This window comes from Gilliamella sp. App2-1, assembly GCF_001690255.1.
Classification (GTDB): Bacteria; Pseudomonadota; Gammaproteobacteria; order Enterobacterales; family Orbaceae; genus Gilliamella; species Gilliamella apicola_G.
Map to the genome: position 1 here is coordinate 21,669 of NZ_LZGR01000047.1, position 22,852 is coordinate 44,520.

Sequence of the window (22,852 nt, forward strand, 5' to 3'; positions counted from 1 at the left end):
TTGGTAATGGATAGAGTAAAACTAGGATTTGATAAGCTAACTTTTTATAAGTTCATATGGTTAGTCGGTTTAGCAATTTTCTTTTTTGCTAGCTATGATTTTGCCAATTGGTTTACTTCTACACGCCGTGATGTAGGGAGTATATTTCTTGAATGGGAGCGTTCAATTCCTTTATGTTCTTGGTCTATCGTACCTTATTGGTCGATAGATCTTATGTGTGGACTCGCAATATTACTTGTTTGGTCTTATCGAACCTTACAAATACTCTGTTTTCGTCTTTTATCCGCTCAGATTATTTGTATTATCTTTTTTTTGATCTTTTCGCTCAAATTTTTTTTTGATCGCCCAAAATTAGATGGATTACCGGGATTATTGTTTGATATTTTGACGAGATTTGATAAACCGTTTAATCAAGTTTTGTCGCTCCATATAATATTATTGGTTATTTTGTGGGATTTTTATGCTAACTATCTCCGTGGCGGCTGGCGTTGTATTGTGCATATTTTGTGTTTATTAATTGGTTTATCGGTATTAACGACTTGGCATCATCATTTTTGTGACATATCAACTGGGCTTTGGGTAGGGTGCTTTTGTATTTGGTTATGGCCTGATGATGGCTTATCACCACTAAAAAATTGCCAATTACCTAAACAATATGTTTGGAGTAGTCTCTATTTTTTACTGTTTTTATTGCTATTTTCTATTGCTATTTACTTTTCTTCATGGGCATTGTGGCTATTGTGGTTTTCAGGTGCATTTTTATTGGTTTCAGTAAATTATTTGTTATTTGGTGCAGTGGGTTTTCAAAAACAGGCTAATGGACATTTTAATCTTGCTGTTACTATTTTATATTTGCCTTATTTTATAATTATGTGGATTAACTCACGATTGTGGACATTTAAAAATAACCCAGTCGATTTGATTTGTGATAATGTTTATTTAGGGCGAATACCATCCAATAATACATTGCACACAAATCACTTTACATCGATAGTTGATCTTTGTGCAGAATTACCGATTACTCAATTTAATGGAAATTACCATTCGATCCCTGTGCTAGATATGACGCCACTAACCATTGAACAATGTCAACAAACAGCCAAAATTATTGAGAAATATCATCAACAAGGGAAATTATTAGTTTGTTGTGCTTTAGGCTATTCACGCAGTGCTACTGCCATTATTGCTTGGTTATTGTTGACTAAAAGAGTATCAAACTTAGATGAAGCAATAACTAAGGTTAAAGTATGCCGTCCTAATATTGTCATCACCACTAAACAACAATTAATTTTAACAGAATGTTTTTTCTAAATAACAAAAGGAAGTTGGTATGTTAAGTCATGATGATACAAAAACTGTAATACACGCAAGTCAAATTTCACTTATAACATTTTGTAGCTTACTAGTTATCAGCTTACCAATTAGTCTATTTTCGCTACTATTAACCAGTATAGCGTTACGCTTTGAGTTGATAACAAGTGAGGTGATTAACAGCACATTATCATTAACCCTATTTTGTTTTGTAGCCTTGATTATAGGACTGATTAGCATTTATTACGCATTGCGCATCCAATTTAACAAACAATTGTTTAAATATTTAGCCATCCGTAATGAACAAATAGCCAATACACTTATTGAGTTAGATAATGTGTTAGTGACCTTTCATTTTATTAAATCCAATCCAATCAGTTGGTAACACGGATCATTACCAAATGTCAACAAGGTACATTAATTAAGGCTGTTTAGAAAAATAATAGTGGTGGTGATGCAAATCGTGTTGTTAATAGGCGCATGGTTCAGTGGTATTATCCAAACTTGGTAACAGAATTATAACGAAAATCGCTTCAAATTAAATGATGAAAAAGAAATAAGGAGAAACAAAGATGTCTAATTATCAACGTGATATTTTATTACTATTTATCGGTATTGGTATTTTGCTTATTATTGCCTCTATTATTGGTTGGCTGTTAAAACGGCGCCTTAGTTGTCCAAATAGTGTAATTGATAATCTCAATAAACGCATTAACGCTTGGTGGGTAATGGTGGCAATTATTGGAGTTACTTTTTGGGTAGGAGAATTGGCTATCATTTTTCTATTCTTTGTGTTATCAGGCATTGCATTACGTGAATTTTTAACCTTAACGCCTATTAGTCGTTACGATTCTTATGCATTGATATTTGCTTATTTTATTGCTTTACCTTTGCAATATATTTTAGTGGTTATGTCATGGTATGGATTGTTTAGCATTTTTATTCCTGTTTATGGCTTTTTACTATTATCGATCTTGGCGGCAATAACCGGCTCAACCGATCATTTTTTAGCGAGAATAGCTGAAGTACAATGGGGACTAATGATTACGGTTTATAGCATTTCTTGCGTGCCTGCACTATTAATATTACCAATCAGTAATTACCAAGATCGTAATCTGCTTTTAATTGCTTTTTTAGTATTAGTTGTTCAACTTTCAGATGTATTGCAATACATGTTTGGAAAATTATTCGGTAAACACAAAATTAGCCCAAATTTATCACCCTCTAAAACCGTTGAAGGGTTTATTGGAGGAATTTTATCAGCAAGTTTAATTGGTGCTTGCCTATTTTGGCTAACACCTTTTAGCTTTATGCAAGCTGGTTTGATTTCACTTATGATTACGTTATTAGGGTTTTTGGGAGGTTTGGTTATGTCAGCCATCAAACGTGACAGAGGCATAAAGGATTGGGGAAATCTAATCGGTGGTCATGGTGGGGTTCTTGATCGTTTAGATTCTGTCTGTTTTGCAGCCCCTATCTTTTTTCATGTTGTACGTTATTTTTGGACATAACTTTAATACCAAGTTTAGATAACCAGAATAGATTATATAAATTATACAAGTTTACATGTAAAAAAAGAGCAAAGCTGTTTAAATTATGATATAAATACAGGCATTGTATTAATGCTAATATATAAATAAGGACTTTATTATGTTAAAAGAGCAAATGGTAGTAAAAAATTCAACGGGTTTACATGCACGCCCGGTAACAACACTTGTAAAATTAGCTGGTCGCTATAAATCATCCATTGAGCTTGTTTACAATGACAAAGCAATCAAATTAAAAAGCATGATGGGTTTACTTGGTGCTGGCGTTAAAGGCGGTTCTACTGTTGAAATCATCTGTGATGGTGAAGATGAGCAAGCAGCAATGGACGAAATCCGTGAGTTATTCGCAACAGGCTTTGGTGAATAATTACTGAGTTAATCTCGTAATCATTTTTAAGAAATTTATTCCGTCGACGATCGTCGACGGAAGTGTAAAGAAGGCGTTAACTAAATACTTTATAGTAGACATATTTATCCAATTGAATGGTTAATCTTTGATAATCGAATGTAGTTCTTTATGATCAATCGAAGGTAACAAACGCGTAAATCCTCGAGTAAGATAAAGTAAATAAAGAAAACCCATTGCCAACCAAACTAAACCAACAATCATCGCTGTAGCATCAAGACTTGTCCATAACCATAGTGAGAGTAAAACGCCAATGGCAGGTAACATGCCATATTTGAATAGGACAGAGAATGTTTTTTTCTTGGTATTGCCTAAATAGCTTTTAATTACACATAAATTAACAAAGGTAAATGCAACTAAAGCACCAAAACTGATCATTGAAACAACTAAACTAAGATCTAATACTAATGACAGTAATGAAAAACAGGCGACAAAAATAATCGACAAGTAAGGGGTTCTAAAGCGTGGATGAATTTTATAAAAGATTTGTTTAGGTAACACACCTTCACGCCCCATTGCATAGAATATTCTTGATACACTCGTTTGTGCAGTCATTGCCGATGCAAAGACACCTGTTAAATATGCAGCTTGGAAGAAGTTATACATAAAATTACTGCCTAATTGGCTGATATTACCAACTTGACGAACCACATCTAAACTTGCAGTATCTTTATTATCGATGAAATCACTCCATTTAGGGTAAGCTAAATGTGCACAATAAGAAACTACTAAAAAAATACAACCAGCAATAAGAACAGTCCAGATAATGGCTCTTGGAAGCGATTTTTGTGCATCGTTAGACTCTTCTGCCAAGGTAGCAATGGCATCAAATCCTAAAAAAGCGAGGCATAATATTGCTGCACCTGACATTAAACCACTCAAATCATTCGCATTAACTTGTAGTGGTTTTATCATTGCTTCAGGGGTTAAATCCACATTAACTAAAGTCAAAAATATAAATAATCCAATAAAAATCATCTGAACAATAATTAAAGTGAAATTCACCGAATTAATCAATTTAATACCCAGATAATTTAAAAGACTAACACCAATCAATGATCCAAGTACAAAAACATACGCAGGAACGCTAGGAAATGCTTCGTTAAGATAAATACCGAGTACCAAATAATTTAATATTGGTAAAAATAGGTAATCAAGGATTTGTGCCCAACCCACCAAAAATCCAATTTTACCACCAAACGTATGTTGAACATACGAATAGGCAGAACCAGCAATTGGAAGCTTATTTGCCATTCGGCAATAGCTTAATGCTGTAAAAAAGATCATAGCTAGGGTGATAATATAAGCTATAGGTAAGTGACCGTTACTTAATACTGTCACTTCCCCATAAGTGGTAAAGATCCCCAAAGGAACCATATAAGCTAAACCAAATGCAATCAATGCAGGTGTGGTTAAAACTCGTTTCATTTTTATTGCGGACATGACTTTGCTCCTCTGTCCCAAAAAACAATAAAAAACTACTAAGTATAGTTTTGCCTTTTTACCCGCTTAAAGCGGCAGGGAATTCTGCCATATTGTGATAATTATGCAAGTTAATTTTTAGTAAAATGATACTAAAGCAAACAAATTATTACCTTTAAAGCATATTATTAGTGATTTTAGTCCAATTTAATTTAGAGTATTTGGTTAAACGGTTAATTCTCTATTTGCATATTTGTGATCCAAATCTATTATTTATTAGACAAAATAAGTGTCAGTGCAAATAAATTATTGTATATTTTATCTGCAATCTAAGTAGAGTGAAAATTGCGTTATTGCGAATAATCTATTATTAGTAAGAGGATGAATTTATGCAGTCAATCCCTGTTTTACCGGTTGATTTAACGGGTAATGTTGTTACTCAAAAATCAACAGTTATCCATCTAATGGTTGAAACTAGCCAAGCTTATTTAACTAATGTCAAAACCTTTTTTGACGATGTTATGGCGCATGAACAAGAAATGGAAACCGATGTGCTACCTGATATTGCCTTGCCACATGCAAAAAGTAGTGCTGTTAAAACACCATTTATTGTGGTGGGGAAATATGGCGATGGCATCATTTGGAATAATGATAATAAAGTGAAATTAATCGTTATGATTGGTGCTCCAGAGCATGCCAATAAAGAGCACTTATCCATTATTGCTAAATTAGCATCGAATTTAGCTAATGATGATTTTGTCGAAGATTTGCTTAAAAGCGATATTCAATCTGTAGCTAATAAAATCAGAGGATTATATGAGTAAAAAAAAGATTGTTGCGATTTGTGCGTGTACTGCAGGGATGGCACATACTTATATTGCTAAGCAAAAAATTGAAAATGAGGCGAAAAAGCGTGGTTGGGAGTATAAAGTCGAAACACAAGGTGCCGCAGGTATTGAAAATTCATTAACCGAACAAGATCTTAAAAGTGCCGATGTGATTTTATTAGCGACTGATATTTCAATTGAAAATGTCGATAGGCTTGAGCCTTATAAAAATGTCATAAAAGTGAGTACTGGTGAAGCCGTTAAAAATACTGCCAATATTTTTAATAATGCAAAGGTGATGTCGACTACAGTGGTTAAAGATTGTATCGGTAAAGAAATATTTAGAGCATTAAATACGGGTATTAGTAAGTTTTTACCCGTTATTATCGCATCAGGAATATTGTTTTCTATTGTGTTAATGACAGGGGATGTGACTAATGGCAATATTGAGCCAAGTAATCAATTCTTTATGGATTTAAAACAGGTTGCCTTATATGGTTTTGCTATGATGGTGCCAGTGCTTGCTGCTTATATGGCTTATTCCATTGGCGGCAATGCTGCTTTAGCGCCTGCATTTATTATGGGTTATGTGGTTAATAATCCAATTGGTTCTAATCAAGTCAATACTGGATTTATTGGCGCAATGATTTTTGGTATTTTAATCGGCTATTTTGTTAAATGGTTTAAAACGATTAAAGTTCATCCAGTAATTGCATCGATTATGCCAGTGATGATTATCCCTACAGTGACGATATTAGTGATGGCACCACTTTACATTTATGGTCTATCTTATCCGCTCGATTGGTTTGTCAAAGCTATGGTCGCAACTTTACAAGGTATGTCAGAGGTTAATGCCGCATTTTTAGGGATTGGCATTGGTATATTAGCGGCGCTAGATATGGGAGGACCATGTAGTAAGGCGGCGACTGCATTTACCTTAGCGGCAATGGCAGAGGGGGTTTATGGTCCAAATGGGGTATTTCGTATGTGCTGTGCTATTCCACCATTAGGTTTAGCTATGTCATCATTAATTGTTTCACGCCCAAAATATACCAAAGAAGAAAAAGAGTTTGGTATTACCGCTTTCTTTTTATCATTGGCGGGTATTACTGAAGGTGCAATCCCTTTTGCGGCCAAAGATCCAATGCGTGTTATTATTGCTATTGTTGTTGGCACTGCCATCGCAGGTATGCTAGGTATGATTAATGGGATTGAATCATTGGTAGCATTTGGCGGTTTAGTCGCATTAGGTGGAGTGACCAAAGCGACGCTGTGGTATGTCATTGATATGTTTATTGGCGCATTAATTATTGCCGCTATCTTACATTTCACGAAACCAACAGCTGTGGAAACCGAAATAGTTGCTCAAGTTGACTAAAGTCTAAATAATAACCTATGCTACACCAATCATGGTTGGTGTAGCATTTTGTAAATTAAAGACATAAAGTTTAAATTATGCTTGTTGATAAACGATTTTACCGCCCACAATAGTTGTTAAAACCTTGACATTTTGCATATCGGTTGCTGGAATAGTAAATGGATTGCGATCTAAAATAATCAAATCAGCAAATTTACCTTTCTCAATTGACCCAATATATTGATCTTGTTTTAATACATATGCGGCATTAATAGTGGCACTACGTAATACTTCAATAGCGGTTAGATTGCGATCATTGTTTAATCGCGGATGCTCGTCATCAATTTTTCGTGTCATCGCAATTTGGAAATCGTACCATTCATTTAATGGATCAATTGGCCAATCGCTACCGAAAGCACATGTCACACCTGCATCAATATATTGCCCGTGTGCTTCTAAACCATTATAACGCTCTGGGCCAAAGAGGGTTTGATATTGCTCAACCATTGCCGAACTACATCCTGCCCATTGAAATGAAAAGACCACACAAGCATTCAATTGCTTATACCTTGTAAATTGATGTGCAGCACTTAATTCATTGTGTGCTGTACTTGGGCGAATATCCTCATCAGGTAAGGTTTTTCGCATTTTTTCAATAGCATCAAGCACCACTTCAATCGCACCTTCACCAACAGTATGCATATGCGGATGAAATCCTGCTTTTGCTGATTCAAGAATGAGAGCATCTAACATTTCAGTTGAATAATAAAGATCACCGTAACGATCTTTTTCGTCAGCTAAATTATATGGTTTAAGCAAACGTGCGGTCATTAAAGGTGCTTGCATTACGCCGTCTACAAATAATTTGGTATGTGAGATTTTGATACCAGGTTTTGGTTGCCAGTTTTTATCGTCGTAACGTGCAGCGAACTGTTTAACTTTGTTAAGTAGAGTTGGAATTTCTTCAATTGAGGATACATCATCTGGCGGTAATTCACGCGCACCAAATAAGCGAATCGATAGTTGGTCTTGTTGTTGTAGTGTTAAAAATGCATCGGCTTGGGTTTCGGTAATTCGAGCATCCATAACAGCAGTAACACCTTGTTTATTGAGTTCTGCTTGCGATAATTTAGCAATGTTGACTGCTTGTTCATCGGTGAGTTTAGAAATGCTGTCAAACGCACGCATAGCCGGGGCATCTTCTAATATGCCATTTAATTCACCGTCATCAGTACGACCAATCTTTCCATCGGTTGGTTCAGGGGTGTTTCTATCTAAACCAAATTTCTCTAAAGCAATGCTATTCGCAACTAAAGTATGGCAGTCATTAGAAAACAAAATAACAGGGCGTTTTGTATTGAGCCGATCAAGATCAAAGCGAGTAATATCAGTACCGATTGGCAACACTTCTTGGCGCAACCATCCTCGAACTTGTAACCAATTTGCGCTGTTATCTGTCAAATCTTTATCTAAATGCGTTTGAATAATAGCTAAAGTATCATCAATGGTTAAGCTTTGATAATTTAAATTACAAGAGGATAATTGCATTCCGCCCCAAAATGTATGTAGATGCGAATCAATGATCCCTGGCATCATCGTTTTACCTTGTAGGTCATAAATGGTTGTATGGTTATCAACATAGTGACTGTTATTTATTTCTTGCGTAGTGCCAGTTGCAATAATATAGCCATTTTCGATTGCTATTGCCTCGCAGACACTATCTTGTTTGTCCGCGGTGTAAATATAGCCGTTAATATAAATAGCATCTGCTTTAGCCATTATGGGAATTCCTTAAATAAAGATCAAAATGAAAGAGCAACGATAGCAGATTTATAAAAAATTTGTCAAATGCAATAATTTTCTTTATTGTGTGACTAGATTATGCTACAACTATATATTCAGTTACAGCGTCACAAGATGAACCAATGAAATATCAACAACTAGAAAACCTAGAATGTGGTTGGAAATGGCACTATCTAGTAAAAAGGCATCTAGAAGGCGAGTCAATTACACGTTATATTGAAAAAAGCGCTGCACAGCATGCGGTCAGTGAGTTATTATTATTAGAACATAATCCAACTGGTGTCGTTGATTGGATAAAACAACATTTAAATCCCGATTTAGATAATCGCCTGAAGCAAACTATTCGTGCAAGACGAAAACGGCATTTTAATGCAGAACAGCAAAATACCCGAAAAAAGTCGATTGATTTGGAATTTTTAGTTTGGCAACGATTGGCTAATTTAGCCAAACGCCGTGGATGCACGCTGTCACAAACCATTACGCAATTAATTGAAGATGCAGAACAGAAAGAGCAATATGCTACGAAAGTATCAACAATTAAAGATGATTTACTGTCGCTTCTTGATGTGAAGCTCGATAGTAAATAATACAAACAACAGAATAAAAAGGTTTTATTATGGGAAAATCCCTTGTTATTGTGGAATCACCAGCCAAAGCAAAAACGATTAATAAATATCTTGGCAAAGATTTCGTGGTTAAATCAAGCGTAGGTCACATTCGTGATTTGCCTGTTAGTGGTAGTAGTCAACGAGCTGAAAAGCTAACAAAAGATACCAAAGACAAAGCCGAGAAAAAAGTAAAACGCTCTGAAAAGCAAATCTTAGTCGATCGAATGAGTGTCGATCCTTATAATGGCTGGCAAGCGCATTACCAAATTTTACCCGGTAAAGAACGTGTGGTGTCAGAATTAAAAAAATTGGCTAAAGATGCAGATATGATCTATCTAGCAACTGACTTGGATAGAGAAGGGGAAGCTATTGCTTGGCATCTTAAAGATGTGATTGGCGGAGACGATAGCAAATATCGTCGTGTTGTGTTTAACGAAATCACCAAAACAGCGATCAAAAATGCCTTTAACCAGCCATCAATGCTCGATATGGATCGGGTCAATGCACAGCAAGCGCGCCGATTTATGGATCGGGTTGTGGGTTTTATGCTATCGCCATTACTTTGGAAAAAGGTTGCTAGAGGCTTATCTGCTGGTCGTGTTCAGTCAGTTGCAGTGCGTCTAGTTGTTGAACGTGAACGTGAAATCCATGCCTTTATTCCTGAAGAATATTGGGATCTTTTTGCTGATTTGAATACAGCGAAAAATGAGTCGTTAACTCTGCAAGTAACTCATTATAAAAACGAAGCGTTTGAACCAAAAGATAAAGTTGCCATTGATATTGCGCTAGCAGGACTTAATCAAAACCAATATCAAGTAACGAATATTGAAGAAAAACCGACTAAAAGTAATCCAACTGCACCGTTTATTACTTCAACTTTACAGCAAGCCGCGAGTACTCGTCTTGGTTTTGGTGTTAAAAAGACCATGATGTTAGCTCAAAGATTATATGAAGCGGGTTATATTACCTATATGCGTACCGATTCTACTAACTTGAGTCAAGATGCATTAACCATGGTACGAGATTATATTGGCAACAAATTTGGTGATAAATATTTGCCAAAATCACCTAATGTATACAGTAGTAAAAAGAATTCACAAGAAGCGCATGAGGCGATTCGCCCATCAGATGTTACTATTCTTGCTGATAATATTAGTGACATTGAAGCTGATGCGGGTAAATTATATCAACTGATTTGGCGCCAATTTGTAGCTTGTCAAATGACATCGGCCGAATATAACTCAACAACAATTACAGTTAAATCAGGTGATTTTACTTTAAAGGCCAAAGGTCGTACATTGCGTTTTGACGGTTGGACTAAAGTGCAACCGCAATTGACGAAAAATAATGAAGATAGGATATTACCGCCGTTATCAGTCAACGACAAACTCGATTTAATCAGCTTAAATCCAAATCAGCACTTTACCAAACCACCCGCTCGGTATAACGAAGCATCACTGGTTAAAGAGCTTGAAAAACGTGAAATTGGTCGCCCATCGACTTATGCAACCATTATTTCGACAATTCAAGATCGCGGATATGTACGTTTAGATAATCGCCGTTTTTATGCTGAAAAAATCGGTGAAATTGTTACCGATAGACTTAGCGAAAACTTTAATGACCTAATGAGTTATGACTTTACCGCACGTATGGAACATGCATTGGATGAAATCGCTCATAAAAAACAAGAATGGCGCGAAGTGCTCGATCAATTTTTTAGTGATTTTAGTCAGCATCTTGAGGTTGCCGAACAAGCACCCGATAAAGGCGGTATGCAACTTAATCCATTAGTGTTAACACCTGAAATTAAATGCCCTAATTGTAGTCGTGAAATGGGCATTAAAACTGCGGGTACAGGTGTATTTTTAGCCTGTTCAGGCTATGCGTTGCCACCTAAAGAGCGTTGCAAACAAACCATTAATTTAATTCCTGAGCACGAAACTTTAAATATCTTGGAAGAAGCCGAAACAGCTGAAACCGAAGCTTTAAGAGCGCGGAAACGCTGTCCAAAATGTCACACTGCAATGGATAGTTATTTGCTTGATAACGAGCGTAAATTGCATATTTGTGGCAATAACCCAATTTGTGATGGTTCATTAATTGAAAAAGGTAATTTTAAAGTTAAAAGTTACGAAGGGCCAATTATCGAATGTGAAAAATGTGGATCTGAAATGCACTTAAAATCAGGCCGATTTGGATTATATATGGGTTGTACTAATCAGGATTGTAAAAATACGCGTAAAATCTTAAAAAATGGTGATGTTGCACCACCTAAAGAAGATCCGGTAGATTTACCAGAACTTCAATGTAGCAAATCCGATGCGCATTTTGTATTACGTGATGGTGCAGCGGGTATCTTTTTGGCGGCACATAACTTTCCAAAATCAAGGGAGACGAGAGCGCCGTTGATTGAAGAGTTACAACGCTTTAAAGACCGTCTACCAGAAAAATTTATCTACTTGACCGATGCACCTAATAAAGATCCTGATGGTAATCCAGCAATTGTTCGTTTCAGCCGTAAAAACAAACAACAATATGTTACCTCGGAAATTAATGGAAAATCGACAGGTTGGGTGATGCAATATGTGGATGGCAAATGGATCAATAGTAAAAAATAGGTAAGCACACCTGAATGTTGTCAAAAAGTTTCAGGAAAGTATGCGTTTTAGTATAAAAATAATTATTTTTGTTTGTGCTAGGCTGTGAAAAGATTTACCTTACCAATTCTCCCTTTTGTAATAAGATTAAAAGGGAGAAAAGCATACAGTTAAAGGAGCTTTTGTGTGTCATGAAATTGCAACAATTACGCTATATTGTTGAAGTCGTTAATAACGATCTTAACGTATCGCTAACATCCGAAAAACTGTATACCTCTCAACCAGGTATAAGCAAACAAATAAAATTATTAGAAGACGAGCTTGGCGTTCAAATATTTACCAGGGTAGGTAAGCACCTTTCAGAAGTGACACCTGTTGGTGAAAAAATTATTGCACTTGCTCGAGAAATTCTCAATAAATCGAGCGATATTAAAATTATTGCCAAAGAATTTAGTCAGCCAAATCAAGGTTCATTAACAATTACCACAACTTATACTCAAGCACGTTATGCCTTGCCTGTTGTGATCCAGCAGTTTATGCAACAATATCCAAATATTACTTTGCATATGGAGCAAGGATCATCACCGCAGTGCATATCTCAAGCACAAACAGGGCAGGCCGAATTGGCTATTGTGACCGACATTTCACAGCTTAGCGATGATATGATTGCTTTACCTTGCTATCACTGGAACCAAGCAGTGATTGTGATGAAAGATCACCCACTTGCCAAAAGCAGCTTAATTACAATTGAACAACTTTCAAAATATCCATTAGTCAGTTACGATTTTTCTAATGATGGTTCAGATTTAAATCAAGCTTTCTTACGCGCTAATCAGTCGCCTAATATTGTTTTTAGTACAACAGACGCTGAGTTAATTAAAACCTATGTTAAATTGGGCGTCGGTATTGGCATTGTCGCAAAAATGGCGGTGAATAATACTTCAGAGGATGATTTTGTTGTACTGAGTGCTGGTCATATTTTCCCCTACAGTACAACCTATATCGTTTTTGCTCGTTCGTTATTTTTACGCAGTTATATGTATGATTTTATTCAGCAGTTTTCACCACATTTGGATCGACAAACTGTCGATAAACTCATGTTATGTGAAAATAATATCGAAGTATTAGCGATGTTTAATGGAGTAAAATTGCCTGTTTGCTAAGTTGATTTATTTTTTATCATAATAAAAAAGATGTAAATCAAAGTGCGATATGATTCGCACTTTGATTATTTTTATTATTTATGCCTTGTTTTTAAAATGCCAATCACATCTTGTAGTGACAGATTTTGATCTTGGAGTAATACTAATAAATGATAAACCAAATCCGCAGATTCATTTTTTAACTCTTCTCGATCATGAACTGTCGCAGCAAGGGCGGTTTCAACACCTTCTTCTCCCACTTTTTGCGCTATTCGTTTTGTGCCATCATGATACAGTTTTGCCGTATACGATGACTTAGGATCGGCATTTTTTCGTGTAGCGATTAATTGCTCTAATTCAAACAAAAATCCCCATTCGCTTTTAGCATTAGCAAAGCAACTTGTTGTGCCGGTATGGCAAGTTGGACCAACTGGATTCACTAAAATCAGTAACGTATCATTATCGCAATCAGCCGAAATACTCACGATATTTAAAACGTTACCAGAAGTTTCACCTTTGGTCCAAAGGCGCTGTTTGGTGCGTGAATAAAAAGTGACTTTACCACTGCTTTGTGTTTGTATTAACGCTTCTTGATTCATATAACCAAGCATTAATACATCACCAGATACATAATGCTGAATAATGACCGGCATTAAATTATCTACTTTTTGCCAATCAAGTTGTTGTAAATTTAATTGGGTATTGCAATTTTGAGTTAACATAATCGAATATCTACTCCATGTTGTACCAAATATTGTTTAAGTTCACCAATATTAATGATTTGCTTATGAAAAACGGAGGCTGCCAATGCACCGTCAACTTCAGCTTGGTCAAATGCCTGTAAAAAATGCACCATATTTCCCGCACCACCTGAAGCAATCAGCGGTACCTTGCAAATATCGCGAACCGCTTTCAGTTGCTTAAGATCATACCCATTACGAACGCCGTCTTGGTTCATCATATTTAGAACAATTTCGCCCGCACCACGTTTTTGCACCGCTTGTACCCAATCAAGCGTATTCCATTTTGTGGCAACGGTGCGTTTTTCGTCACCTGTAAATTGATAAACATGATAATTGTTTGATTCTTTGTCATACCAAGTATCAATACCAACCACAATACACTGCACACCATAACGATCTGCAAGCCTTGTAATTAAATTGGGATCGGCAATCGCAGGGGAATTAATCGAAATTTTATCGGCACCAAAGCTTAATATTTGCCCAGCATCTTCAACAGTTTTAATTCCGCCAGCAACACAAAAGGGGATATCAATAACTTCGGCCACTTTTGCAACCCAACTTTTATCAACCACTCGCCCATCTGACGAGGCGGTAATATCATAAAAGACCAATTCATCAGCCCCTTCTTGCGCATAGCGCTTTGCTAAAGGCACAATATCACCAATAACTTCGTGATTTCGAAATTGCACACCTTTAACCACTTGACCATCGCGAACATCTAAACAAGGAATTATTCTTTTTGCCAACATGAAATTGCCTCCTGAACAGTAAATTTTCCTTCAAGCAAAGCTCGGCCAACAATCACACCTGCTACGCCACTATTTTGTAGTGCTTTAACATCATTTAACTGACCAATACCGCCAGATGCTTGAAAAGCAATTTGTGGGTATTTTTGGCTGATTTCTTGATACAATTTAATGTTTGAGCCACTTAGTGTGCCATCTTTTGAAATGTCCGTGCACAGTACATGTTGTAAACCATAAGGTAAATAATCCTCAATCACTTGTTCTAATGTCTGTTTTGAATCTTCTTGCCAGCCATGAATGGCAACATATTTATTGCCTTGTTTATCAATGCGAACATCCAGAGCCAACACTAATCTTTCTGCGCCATATTTTGTGAACCACATTTTGACCAATTCGGGTTGTTTAATCGCTGTTGAGCCAATTACTACGCGAGCGGCACCGGCGGATAGTAATGATTGTATATCTTTTTCAGTACGAATGCCTCCACCCACTTGAATAGGCACTTGTACGCCATTAATCAACGTTTGTATTAACGAAATTTGGCGCGCGGTTGGATTTTTCGCTCCGGTTAAATCAACAAGATGCAATAGTTTAGCGCCTTGTTTTTCATAATCTTGTAAACGCAAAAGGGGATTATTGCCATAATTGCGCTTTTTCGCATAATCACCTTGATGTAATCGCACAACGGATCCTTCAATTAGATCAAGGGCAGGAATGATCATTGGAAACGTTGTCATAGTTACATCTCCAAAAAGTTTTTGAGCAATTTTGCACCGGCTGAGCCAGAACGCTCGGGATGAAATTGCACGCCGTAGAAGTTTTCTTTTTGTACGGCAGCGGTAAAGCTTTCGCCGTAATTGGTTTCTGCTATTGTTGCTGAACATAGTGGCATCGCGTATCCATGTACAAAGTAAAAATAAGCACCATCAGGAATATCTCGAAAAAGATGATGACCGGCTTTTGGGTAGACTTGATTCCACCCCATGTGTGGCAAAGGTAGACCATAATCAGGAATTTCAACAACGTTTTCAGGGATAATTCCTAAAGTATGCACATACCCTTCATTGCTGTAATTTGCTAAAAGTTGCATACCAAGGCAGATCCCTAATACCGGTTGCGTACAAACTTTGATAAGCTCTATTAAATTGCGTTCTTTTAGTTTTTGCATAGCTGAACTTGCTGAGCCTACCCCTGGTAGAAACAGTTTGTCTGAACTTAGCACGATATCAGGATCAAGGCTAATGATTGGATCATAACCTAACCGTTGCACAGCATATTTGACCGATGAAAGATTAGCGCAGCCAGTATCAAGAATGACAATCTTCATTTATAGCACTCCTTTTGAACTTGGCAATCGATCACTTTCAATTTTGATTGCTTGCTTTAATGTGCGCGCAAAGGCTTTAAATAAGCTTTCAACTTTGTGATGATCATTATTGCCTTCGGTTTCAATATGTAACGCGATAGCCATAGCATAACTCAGTGAGTAGAAGAAATGCTCAACCATTTGTGTGCTCATATCGCCTACTTTTTGGTGGGTAAATTCGGCTTTAAATTTAAGATAAGGGCGCCCTGAAATATCAATTGCACACTTGGCTAAACACTCATCCATTGGAATAACAGATGCGTAACGCGTAATGCCGCGTTTATCACCGAGTGCTATTTTAAGTGCCTCGCCTAACGCCAGTCCAGTATCCTCGATGGTGTGGTGATCATCAATATGCAAATCACCCGCTACTTGAATATGGAGCTTAATACCGCCGTGTGTAGCAATTTGATCGAGCATATGATCAAAAAAACCAATTCCCGTATTAATTTGACTGCCACCTTGGCGATCGAGCCATACTTCGACTAATATTTTCGTTTCTTTGGTATTGCGTTCAACTTTAGCATAGCGATTAGTGACAGTTAATCGTTGCGCAATTTCGTGCCAGTTTAAATCTTCAGGATGATATCGTAACCCTTTGATTTGCATATTTTCAGCTAATTGAATGTCCGTTATCCTATCGCCAATAACGTAGCTATTTTGTTTGTCCAGTTTACCACTGGTAAGATAAGGAAACACTAATTGGATTTTAGGTTTACGACATTCGCAGTTATCTTCGGGAAAGTGAGGGCAAATTAGCACATCTTCAAAATTAATGCCTTGTGATTTAAAAATCTGCATCATTAGATTATGCGGTCCATCAAAATCTGCTTGTGGATAGTTGCTAGTACCCAGCCCATCTTGATTGGTGACCATCACTAATTTGTACCCTGCTGCTTGTAGTTTAAGCAGAGCAGGGATCACATTCGGTTCAAAAGCCAGCTTATCAAAACGATCAACTTGAAAGTCAATTGGAGGCTCGGTAATTAATGTACCATCTCGATCAATAAATAAGTATTTTTGTAACATTTTTGCTCCTATTTTATTGCCTTGAGCGCAGAAATTACTGCTTCACACTCAGCTTGGGTGCCAATGGTGATTCGAATCATATTATTTTGACCAATCGACTTGCTTTGATCGCGTAAAATAATCCCTCTATTCCATAAGATATTAAACACGTCTTTATTATCTTGAAACTTCACACATAAATAGTTGGACGAACTCGGATAAATTTTTTCAACAACTGATAACTGTGCTAGCGAACTGGCAAATTTTTCTTTTTGTTTGTTCAAATTGATTACATGCAACTTCATGGCATTAATGCCATCTTTACTCAGCGCTTGTGATGCAATATCGGCCACAGGCGTAGCGAGTGGATAGGGGGCAATGACTTTTTGTAATGCATCAATCACCGGTTTATTCGCAATCGTAAAACCACAACGTAATCCCGCTAAAGCGAATGCCTTTGATAGTGTACGTAACACCACTAAATTAGAGTAGTTAGCAAGCCAACTCACCACCGTTGAGTTAGGGGAAAACTCAATATAAGCCTCATCAATCACCACTAAAGCACGATTGTTAGCAATATTGAGCAACGCCTTAATATCCTCAGGATCAATTAAGTTACCCGTTGGATTATTTGGTGAACAGACATAAATCAGTTTAACGCCATCAAGATGCTGCTCAATACCCTCAAGATCAAGCTGCCAATCGGCTTTGGTTGGGACTGTTTTGGTTTTTATGCCTAACGTTTCAGCACTCACTTGATACATGCCATAAGTTGGTGGGCAGTACAAAATACTGTCTTTTTCAGGCTCGCAAAATGCACGCATTAATAATTCAATAGCTTCATCAGCGCCGCGGCTAACAATTAACTGATCGGGTTGTACACCTGCATATTGAGCATAACGCTGAATCACTTTTTCTGGTTGTGGCTCTGGGTAACGGTTTAAGGTTTGTTCGGTTAATTCAAAATGTGGTGCGACGGGGTATTCGTTCGCATTGAGCCACACATCACCATTACCGCCAATCCGACGGGCGGATTGATAAGGCGTTAGTTTCTGAATATTTTTTCTGACTAATTGATTGATATCCATGTTATCCACCTATTTTTAACCCATTGAATTTAATGCCGCTAGGCGTAAAGTTACCGCGTGTTTATGGGCGGTGAGTTGTTCGGCTTCGGCCATAAGTTCGACAGCGTTTCCGATTGCTTTTAAGCCCTCTGGCGATAATTTTTGTACTGTCATTCTTTTTTGAAAATCAGCCAGCCCAAGGCTAGAATATGTTGCGGTATAGCCATATGTTGGCAGTACATGATTAGTCCCAGAAGCATAATCACCGACTGATTCAGGCGACCAATTGCCTAAAAATATTGAACCAGCGCTGGTGATCTGTTCAACTAATTCATCCGCATTGGCTGTTTGAATAATTAAGTGTTCGGGGCCATAACGATTGCTGATGTTAATGCACTGAGTTAAATCTTTCGTTACAATTAAGCGACTCTCTTTCAAAGCTTTTTCCGCAATCTCTTTGCGCGATAGTTGGGCAAGTTGCTTATCGACAGCGATTGATACCGCTTGCGCAATGACCTCGTCAGGGGTAAGCAGTATCACTTGCGAATCAGGACCATGTTCGGCTTGTGATAACAGATCGGCAGCAATAAAATCAGGGTTTGCCGAACTATCAGCAATAACCAGCACCTCAGAAGGACCCGCAGGCATATCAATGGCGGCACCATCAAAGCGTTGACTTACTTGGCGTTTGGCTTCGGTAACGTAAGCATTGCCTGGACCAAAAATTTTAGCCACTTTAGGCACCGATTCAGTACCAAATGCCATAGCAGCAATCGCTTGAGCTCCACCAAGTTGATAAATTTCGGTAATGCCACAAAGTTCAGCTGCATATAATATTTCATCGGCAATCGGTGGAGGCGAACATAAAATCACTTTACGACAACCCGCAATTTTAGCCGGTATTGCCAGCATTAACACGGTTGATAATAAAGGGGCGGAACCACCCGGAATATAGAGTCCCACTGAATCAATAGGGCGGGTCACTTGCTGACATTTTACACCTGGCATAGTTTCAACCGTAATGGCTTGTTTTACTTGTGCTTGGTGAAACTTGTTAATATTAGCAACAGCAAGTTGCATGGCTTGTTTTAAATCAGAATTAACGCGACTAGTTGCTGCTTTAATTTCATCTTGAGTTAATTTGATCTGCTTAATTTGAACTTTATCAAACTTGTTGCTTAGTGCTATTAATGCTTCATCGCCATTTTGTTTAACTTGAGCCAAAATATCTGCTACTGCTTTGCTAATCGAATCAGAGGCTGTGATCGCTGGGCGTGTCAATAGCGCTATTTGTTGTTCATTTGTACATTGTTGCCAATAAGAGAGTTTCATATTATTACTCCATCATTTTTTCAATTGGTAAGACAAGAATTGAGCTAGCGCCTAATGCTTTTAGTTTTTCCATGGTTTCCCAAAAGAGTGTTTCACTGCTCACCATATGTAGCGCAACACGATTTTGTTCACCAGTTAAAGGTAAAATGGTTGGATTTTCTGCGCCTGGAAGTAGGGCAACTACATCTTCTAAAACGGCGGTTGGGGCGTGTAGCATTATATATTTGGATTCACGTGCCTGAATGACACCTTGAATTCGAGTCATGATTTTATCTATCAGTGCTTGTTTTACTGGTGGTATTTCGCCTTGGCGCTGAATTAAACAGGCTTTTGATTTATAGATAATTTCTATCTCTTTAAGACCGTTTGCCTCAAGTGTTGCGCCACTTGAAACCAAATCACAAATCACATCAGCAAGTCCTGCGCGCGGTGCAACTTCGACCGAACCATTAAGCAAACAGGTTTTAAAGGTAACATTATATTGTGCAAGATAACGGCGTAGCAGGTGAGGATAAGTGGTCGCAATACGCAGATCATTCAAACATTCAGGACCTGTATAAACAAAATCACGAGGCGCAGCTATCGATAAACGACATCCACCAAAATCTAAACTGCGTAATTTTTTGAATTGTGGATTTTCGCCTTCGGCTTGCCGGTCTAATACTTCTTCTTCTAATACATTCTCGCCGACAATCCCAATATCGACAACGCCATCAATCACCAGACCGGGAATGTCATCATCTCGAACTCGCAAGATATCGATGGGCATATTTTCGGCAAAAGCAATTAACCGTTGTTCTTGCAGATTAATCTTAATGCCACATTGTGCCAGTAATTTTTTTGACTCATCACTTAAACGACCTGATTTTTGCATCGCAATGCGTAAACGCGAATTATCCAACATAATATTCTCCAACTTATCCAAAAAATTTATAAATCACAAACAAAAAACCCCCGGAAGATTGATCTTCCGAGGGTTCTCCATTTGTTTTCGCGATATCACCGGAAGATCAACGTCTTCCAGCACCAATCGCCCAAAGACTATTCAGGAATGATGGTGATGATGATGTTTAGTCACAAAAACGCAAAAACAAATCATAAAATAAAAACCTTTAACTGAGTTAATAATTAAATCTATTGAACAAAATATAACAGAATTTACTTGCTCGCAACTCTTTTTTCAATTTTAAAGAATTATTTAATAACCTGTAGAATCAATTTAAGCCAATTAAACTATCTGCTTTAATTGATGATTAACTTTATAACGATAATAATACTCAATTTTTTCTAGAAACAAAGTTGTCACATAATTATAAATAGAAAGATAACCAAGGAGCAAAATATGAAACAAGCACTAATTATGATTGATATTCAAAATCATTAATTTCCAGTAGGTAAATTGCCTTTAGTCAATACAGAGTTTACATTACAAAATAGCCTAAAATTACAGCAAGAAAGTATAGCGTGAGATGATGAGTCATAGGTGCATCGATTCAACTACTCGCAGTGTTTGTGAGCTTGGTTATCAAACCGATATTAACTTATAATGCTTGTACCACTTGCGATCTCGAATTTAACGGTAAAGCTATTCCAACTCAAACGATATATAATAGCTTGATGTCAGTATTAGCAGGGCTTGGCATCGGTTATGAGTTGTGAAATGTTTATTCATGCCAAATAAAATCATAATAAATAATTATAAACTTTCAAATTAAAACTTTTAAAAAATGAATAAAAATAATAGTACCATTTATATGGTACCAATATATTAGGAAAAGAAGGTAAGCTTACATTTATCTCACTTTTGATACTTATATTGAATTATGTTATTTTTAGGGGTTTATTTACCGCTCATTTTTATTAGAAAAGAAGATTATCACGTGAAAGATTTGAATATTTACGCCTTTTATACAATCTGCTAATTGTTGCCGCAGCAAACAAGTTGTTTGTTTTTTTTATCAGATGACTTAAAAATTATCAATATTTAATAGTTAAGAGAGTCTATTCGAGATAATGAGATAGCATTTGAGCCAATAGGAATTGGTGAACAGCTTGAAACACTTAGCAAAAACTTTCAAGTCATTATGCGGTTGTGTGGAAAAATTAGATTTTTAGTTCTTTTGGATTAAGTCGTTTTGATTTTTTATATTTTTATATTAGAGAGTACTTGTTATTCAATGCCCTCACTTAGGTAACTCTAAATGAGAGCATTAATATTTAACGTTTGTTAAGCAACGCCAGGAACGGTGAAATCCATAATAAGTAGTAAGGTTGGTAAAATAAAGATAGATAAGACAGTTGATGCAAAGAAAATGCTTGATGCTTGTTCTTGCTCAACATTCCAATTGTAAGCCAAAATAACCGCTGTTGATGCTGTTGGCATTGCCAATAGGAAAACTAATTCTTCTGCTTCCATACCAGTGATACCAAATAGGTATACGGAAATAAGTGCAACAATTGGTGTAATAAAACTTTTCAATACAATATTGATCATTAATGGTTTAGATAATTTTAATTGAACACCATGAATACCCACACCAACTGCAATAAGCGATATAAAGTTACAAGCATTTGACATAATATCAAAGGTGTTAAACACAAAATGAGGTAACCATTGGGTTCCATCGGTTACACTAACAATGAGTCCTAAAATAACGGCCAAAAACATCGGTTTCATGAGCGAGTTTTTTACCGCATTAAAGATCATATCGCCGGTGACTTTACCGCCAGACATTTTAGTATCACAGAGTTCTAATAAGAATATTGTCATTGGAATCAATGATAAGGCAACAACAAAATTAGCAATCGCGACTGAAATAGTGGAAGCAGCCCCCAACATTAGCGTTAAGAAAGGAACCCCCATACCCCCCATATTTGGAAAGCAGCACAACATTGCATTCATCGCTGTTGACTTTAATTCTTTATGCAAAATGTACTTATTTGTTAAAAAACAAATTATCCATAAAAATGACATAGTACAGAAAAACGCAATCATCCAAATACCATTAAATATTTGCGATGGTTTGGCATGCGAGGTATGCACAAAAAGCAAAGCCGGAAAGACAAAGTTTGATACAAGCCCTGATAATAATTTTTTAGAATCTTTTGAAAAGATCCCTTGTTGTACGCATAACCAACCAAGAAAAATTAATAAAAAAACCGGAAGGCAAGAACTTACAACTTGCCCAACTGCAGACCAGATCAGATTCATTTTTTAAAACTCCTAAAATAATATTACTAAAAATACAAATTCGGTAATTAGTCGGTAACTTCAGATTAGATATTATATTTATAGACCTAGCTAAAATAAGAGAGTAACAAAATCGAATATATTTATTACATGTAAAACGATATTCTTCGTTGTTGAAACTTGATATTATTAAATGCTATTTCGCACTTAGTATGTTTAATTAAAGACATTATCAATATAAAAACCTTCGTTATATTTAAATGTAAAATATAGTAACTTAGGAAGCATTATACTTATTCTTCTCAACCTTGTGTAAATCAAGGTCTACTAACTGTCTTAAAAAAACAAGAAAATATTAAAAATTTTCTTAGAATTTAGTA

General features: G+C 36.6%; 21 protein-coding genes and 1 other annotated feature. Of the genes, 10 read left to right on the forward strand and 11 right to left on the reverse strand.

The window, feature by feature from the left end:
- Positions 1–6: 6 nt before the first annotated feature.
- The 4 genes from A9G22_RS06240 (at position 7) to A9G22_RS06255 (ending at position 3,225) form a co-directional block, all read left to right on the forward strand.
- Positions 7–1,311, forward strand: a complete 1,305-nt coding sequence (locus tag A9G22_RS06240; RefSeq protein ID WP_075508529.1) for a dual specificity protein phosphatase family protein — start codon at positions 7–9, stop codon at positions 1,309–1,311.
- Between the two features lie 19 nt (positions 1,312–1,330).
- The gene (locus A9G22_RS06245) at positions 1,331–1,696 is read left to right on the forward strand and encodes a hypothetical protein (RefSeq protein ID WP_065587278.1); all 366 of its coding nucleotides are present in this window, start codon (positions 1,331–1,333) and stop codon (positions 1,694–1,696) included.
- 187 nt (positions 1,697–1,883) lie between these two features.
- A complete protein-coding gene (locus A9G22_RS06250; RefSeq protein ID WP_065587279.1) occupies positions 1,884–2,822 on the forward strand; it encodes a phosphatidate cytidylyltransferase in 939 nt (312 codons plus the stop codon).
- 139 nt (positions 2,823–2,961) lie between these two features.
- A complete protein-coding gene (locus A9G22_RS06255; RefSeq protein ID WP_034913021.1) occupies positions 2,962–3,225 on the forward strand; it encodes an HPr family phosphocarrier protein in 264 nt (87 codons plus the stop codon).
- A 120-nt stretch (positions 3,226–3,345) separates the two neighbouring features.
- Here A9G22_RS06255 and A9G22_RS06260 read toward each other — a convergent pair whose 3' ends face one another.
- Positions 3,346–4,707: an APC family permease gene (locus A9G22_RS06260; protein WP_065587280.1), complete on the reverse strand. Its 1,362-nt coding sequence runs from the start codon at positions 4,705–4,707 to the stop codon at positions 3,346–3,348.
- A gap of 368 nt (positions 4,708–5,075) precedes the next feature.
- Between A9G22_RS06260 and A9G22_RS06265 the strand changes: the two genes are divergently transcribed.
- Positions 5,076–5,510, forward strand: a complete 435-nt coding sequence (locus A9G22_RS06265) for a PTS sugar transporter subunit IIA (protein WP_065587281.1) — start codon at positions 5,076–5,078, stop codon at positions 5,508–5,510.
- Complete coding sequence (locus A9G22_RS06270; RefSeq protein WP_075508530.1) at positions 5,503–6,891, forward strand: PTS fructose transporter subunit IIC; 1,389 nt, start codon at positions 5,503–5,505, stop codon at positions 6,889–6,891. Before A9G22_RS06265 ends, A9G22_RS06270 begins: the two co-directional genes overlap by 8 nt.
- A 75-nt stretch (positions 6,892–6,966) precedes the next feature.
- Here A9G22_RS06270 and A9G22_RS06275 read toward each other — a convergent pair whose 3' ends face one another.
- Positions 6,967–8,649, reverse strand: coding sequence for an amidohydrolase (locus A9G22_RS06275; protein WP_065587283.1), 1,683 nt, complete (start codon positions 8,647–8,649; stop codon positions 6,967–6,969).
- 146 nt (positions 8,650–8,795) lie between these two features.
- Here A9G22_RS06275 and matP point away from each other — a divergent pair, with 146 nt between their 5' ends.
- From matP to cysB, 3 genes are all read left to right on the forward strand, one after another.
- Positions 8,796–9,260, forward strand: coding sequence for a macrodomain Ter protein MatP (gene matP / locus A9G22_RS06280; protein ID WP_065587284.1), 465 nt, complete (start codon positions 8,796–8,798; stop codon positions 9,258–9,260).
- Between the two features lie 29 nt (positions 9,261–9,289).
- Positions 9,290–11,899 carry a type I DNA topoisomerase gene (gene topA / locus A9G22_RS06285; protein ID WP_075508531.1) on the forward strand — a complete coding sequence of 870 codons (2,610 nt, stop codon included), beginning with the start codon at positions 9,290–9,292 and terminating at the stop codon, positions 11,897–11,899.
- 170 nt (positions 11,900–12,069) lie between these two features.
- Positions 12,070–13,041: an HTH-type transcriptional regulator CysB gene (gene cysB, locus A9G22_RS06290; RefSeq protein WP_075508532.1), complete on the forward strand. Its 972-nt coding sequence runs from the start codon at positions 12,070–12,072 to the stop codon at positions 13,039–13,041.
- Between the two features lie 74 nt (positions 13,042–13,115).
- Here cysB and hisIE read toward each other — a convergent pair whose 3' ends face one another.
- Genes hisIE through hisG form a run of 8 tightly spaced genes read right to left on the reverse strand, consistent with a single transcriptional unit; the run spans position 13,116 to position 20,186 of the window.
- Positions 13,116–13,742 carry a bifunctional phosphoribosyl-AMP cyclohydrolase/phosphoribosyl-ATP diphosphatase HisIE gene (gene hisIE, locus A9G22_RS06295; RefSeq protein WP_065587287.1) on the reverse strand — a complete coding sequence of 209 codons (627 nt, stop codon included), beginning with the start codon at positions 13,740–13,742 and terminating at the stop codon, positions 13,116–13,118.
- Positions 13,736–14,512 carry an imidazole glycerol phosphate synthase subunit HisF gene (hisF, locus tag A9G22_RS06300; protein ID WP_065587288.1) on the reverse strand — a complete coding sequence of 259 codons (777 nt, stop codon included), beginning with the start codon at positions 14,510–14,512 and terminating at the stop codon, positions 13,736–13,738. The genes hisIE and hisF overlap by 7 nt, the downstream gene beginning before the upstream one ends.
- On the reverse strand, positions 14,494–15,231 hold the full coding sequence (hisA, locus tag A9G22_RS06305; protein ID WP_065587295.1) for a 1-(5-phosphoribosyl)-5-[(5-phosphoribosylamino)methylideneamino]imidazole-4-carboxamide isomerase: 738 nt from the start codon (positions 15,229–15,231) through the stop codon (positions 14,494–14,496). Before hisA ends, hisF begins: the two co-directional genes overlap by 19 nt.
- A 17-nt stretch (positions 15,232–15,248) precedes the next feature.
- Positions 15,249–15,836, reverse strand: a complete 588-nt coding sequence (hisH, locus tag A9G22_RS06310; RefSeq protein WP_065587289.1) for an imidazole glycerol phosphate synthase subunit HisH — start codon at positions 15,834–15,836, stop codon at positions 15,249–15,251.
- Complete coding sequence (hisB, locus tag A9G22_RS06315) at positions 15,837–16,904, reverse strand: bifunctional histidinol-phosphatase/imidazoleglycerol-phosphate dehydratase HisB (protein WP_075508533.1); 1,068 nt, start codon at positions 16,902–16,904, stop codon at positions 15,837–15,839.
- Positions 16,905–16,912: 8 nt separating this feature from the next.
- Entirely contained in the window at positions 16,913–17,971 is a 1,059-nt protein-coding gene (gene hisC / locus A9G22_RS06320) for a histidinol-phosphate transaminase (RefSeq protein WP_075508534.1), read from the reverse strand.
- A 15-nt stretch (positions 17,972–17,986) separates the two neighbouring features.
- The gene (gene hisD, locus A9G22_RS06325; protein WP_075508535.1) at positions 17,987–19,282 is read right to left on the reverse strand and encodes a histidinol dehydrogenase; all 1,296 of its coding nucleotides are present in this window, start codon (positions 19,280–19,282) and stop codon (positions 17,987–17,989) included.
- Between the two features lie 4 nt (positions 19,283–19,286).
- The gene (gene hisG, locus A9G22_RS06330) at positions 19,287–20,186 is read right to left on the reverse strand and encodes an ATP phosphoribosyltransferase (RefSeq protein WP_075508536.1); all 900 of its coding nucleotides are present in this window, start codon (positions 20,184–20,186) and stop codon (positions 19,287–19,289) included.
- A 38-nt stretch (positions 20,187–20,224) separates the two neighbouring features.
- Positions 20,225–20,349: a sequence feature (His leader region), on the reverse strand.
- Between the two features lie 445 nt (positions 20,350–20,794).
- Here hisG and A9G22_RS11395 point away from each other — a divergent pair.
- Positions 20,795–20,941 (forward strand): hypothetical protein, encoded by a 147-nt coding sequence (locus A9G22_RS11395; protein ID WP_176700241.1) that lies wholly within the window; start codon positions 20,795–20,797, stop codon positions 20,939–20,941.
- A 568-nt stretch (positions 20,942–21,509) separates the two neighbouring features.
- On the opposite strand, the gene A9G22_RS06335 is transcribed toward A9G22_RS11395, so the two are convergent.
- On the reverse strand, positions 21,510–22,493 hold the full coding sequence (locus tag A9G22_RS06335; RefSeq protein WP_065587294.1) for an AEC family transporter: 984 nt from the start codon (positions 22,491–22,493) through the stop codon (positions 21,510–21,512).
- Positions 22,494–22,852: the final 359 nt, after the last annotated feature.

Bases quoted from the DNA above. Each gene is read 5' to 3' on its own strand.
- A9G22_RS06275 (WP_065587283.1), bottom strand. From the start codon at position 8,649: ATGGCTAAAGCAGATGCTATTTATATTAACGGCTATATTTACACCGCG.
- hisC (WP_075508534.1), bottom strand. From the start codon at position 17,971: ATGGATATCAATCAATTAGTCAGAAAAAATATTCAGAAACTAACGCCT.
- hisIE (WP_065587287.1), bottom strand. From the start codon at position 13,742: ATGTTAACTCAAAATTGCAATACCCAATTAAATTTACAACAACTTGAT.
- hisG (WP_075508536.1), bottom strand. From the start codon at position 20,186: ATGTTGGATAATTCGCGTTTACGCATTGCGATGCAAAAATCAGGTCGT.
- hisB (WP_075508533.1), bottom strand. From the start codon at position 16,904: ATGTTACAAAAATACTTATTTATTGATCGAGATGGTACATTAATTACC.
- topA (WP_075508531.1), top strand. From the start codon at position 9,290: ATGGGAAAATCCCTTGTTATTGTGGAATCACCAGCCAAAGCAAAAACG.
- hisH (WP_065587289.1), bottom strand. From the start codon at position 15,836: ATGAAGATTGTCATTCTTGATACTGGCTGCGCTAATCTTTCATCGGTC.
- matP (WP_065587284.1), top strand. From the start codon at position 8,796: ATGAAATATCAACAACTAGAAAACCTAGAATGTGGTTGGAAATGGCAC.
- hisF (WP_065587288.1), bottom strand. From the start codon at position 14,512: ATGTTGGCAAAAAGAATAATTCCTTGTTTAGATGTTCGCGATGGTCAA.
- A9G22_RS06250 (WP_065587279.1), top strand. From the start codon at position 1,884: ATGTCTAATTATCAACGTGATATTTTATTACTATTTATCGGTATTGGT.
- A9G22_RS06265 (WP_065587281.1), top strand. From the start codon at position 5,076: ATGCAGTCAATCCCTGTTTTACCGGTTGATTTAACGGGTAATGTTGTT.
- A9G22_RS06335 (WP_065587294.1), bottom strand. From the start codon at position 22,493: ATGAATCTGATCTGGTCTGCAGTTGGGCAAGTTGTAAGTTCTTGCCTT.
- A9G22_RS06270 (WP_075508530.1), top strand. From the start codon at position 5,503: ATGAGTAAAAAAAAGATTGTTGCGATTTGTGCGTGTACTGCAGGGATG.
- A9G22_RS06255 (WP_034913021.1), top strand. From the start codon at position 2,962: ATGTTAAAAGAGCAAATGGTAGTAAAAAATTCAACGGGTTTACATGCA.
- A9G22_RS06245 (WP_065587278.1), top strand. From the start codon at position 1,331: ATGTTAAGTCATGATGATACAAAAACTGTAATACACGCAAGTCAAATT.
- hisA (WP_065587295.1), bottom strand. From the start codon at position 15,231: ATGATCATTCCTGCCCTTGATCTAATTGAAGGATCCGTTGTGCGATTA.
- A9G22_RS06260 (WP_065587280.1), bottom strand. From the start codon at position 4,707: ATGTCCGCAATAAAAATGAAACGAGTTTTAACCACACCTGCATTGATT.
- cysB (WP_075508532.1), top strand. From the start codon at position 12,070: ATGAAATTGCAACAATTACGCTATATTGTTGAAGTCGTTAATAACGAT.
- A9G22_RS06240 (WP_075508529.1), top strand. From the start codon at position 7: ATGGATAGAGTAAAACTAGGATTTGATAAGCTAACTTTTTATAAGTTC.
- hisD (WP_075508535.1), bottom strand. From the start codon at position 19,282: ATGAAACTCTCTTATTGGCAACAATGTACAAATGAACAACAAATAGCG.